The organism is Neobacillus drentensis (genome assembly GCF_036966985.1).
Lineage (GTDB): Bacteria > Bacillota > Bacilli > Bacillales > Cytobacillaceae > Neobacillus > Neobacillus drentensis_E.
In genome coordinates, this window is record NZ_JBALSN010000580.1 from 1 (window position 1) to 1284 (window position 1284).

Here is a 1284-nt window from a genome sequence, read left to right on the forward strand (position 1 = left end):
TAAAAAAATGAAAAAAAGAGCTATGGTGGCCACAATGGCTGCAGCTATGACTTTATCACTCAATACAAACGTTTTCGCTAAGGAAATCCATACACAGCCAACATCCTATCAAACCGTGACAGAAATTGAAGATTGGGGAGCTGCAACCACCAAGGTAATTGTCAATGTTGGGAAACCGATTCCAAAGAACTCAGTTACAACGGATACCTTCAACGTACATGTGGCAAGGAGCGATAAACGGTTAAAAACACCGTTCCTAGAGGAAGGTAACCGAACCATTACGAAAGCATACGTAGCAGATAAAGACGGCAATCCTGCGGTCCAAACAGGGAAATATGTCGTCTTAGAAATGAAAATTGGCCCTGATGTATCCCTAGGTTCCCCTCTTAACTATGATTGGGCGACTACTGGTTTTAATGATTGGGTTGATATGAAATATACCATCACACAGCAAAGGGATATTGAAACAAATTCAGGAACGATTTCAGGATTAGTTGTCGACCAATTCGCAGGGGAAACAAGAGAACAGGTAGATGATTTTTCAACGGGGAAAGGAACCTATGACAATGTTAGTTTAACCTATGCGGACTATTCCCCAGCAAAGGACAATCATAAAAACCCATTAATTATCTGGCTGCACGGCGCCGGTGAAGGCGGCACAGATCCAACGATTCCAATCTCAGCCAATAAAGCAGCAAACTTTGCTTCAAAGGATATTCAATCCTACTTTGACGGTGCCTACGTTCTGGCCCCTCAAACACCTACTTTTTGGATGGACGGTTATACCGGAAGAGGGGATGGAACCTCCAAATATGAGGATGCTTTAATGTCCTTGATTAAGGATTATGTAGCTAATCACAAAGATATTGATTCCAATCGAATTTACATTGGCGGAGACTCTAACGGCGGGTATATGACCATGCTGATGGCGAGGGATTATACCAATTACTTTGCCGCTGCATTCCCAACTTGTGAAGCATTAAAAGACACGTTAATTTCAGATGCAGAAATTCAGAAAATGAAGGATCTCCCAATGTGGTTCATTGCCGCTAAAGCCGATCCAGTAGTTATCACTTCTCAATATGTTGAACCTACCTATAACCGCTTAGTCGAAGCTGGAGCAGATAATATCCATTTATCATTATTTGATAAGGTAGTCGATACATCCGGTTTATATACCAATGCGGATGGAACTCCATATGAATACAACGGACACTGGTCTTGGATTTACGTATATAATAATGCGCCAACAAACATCATCAACGGAAAGACAACCACCATCAT

At 41.7% G+C, this 1284-nt stretch carries 1 protein-coding gene; it reads left to right on the forward strand.

Features of this window, described 5'->3' with window-relative positions:
• On the forward strand, positions 1-1284 hold a 1284-nt coding region (locus tag V7659_RS28320; protein WP_420491781.1), incomplete at both ends, for a prolyl oligopeptidase family serine peptidase.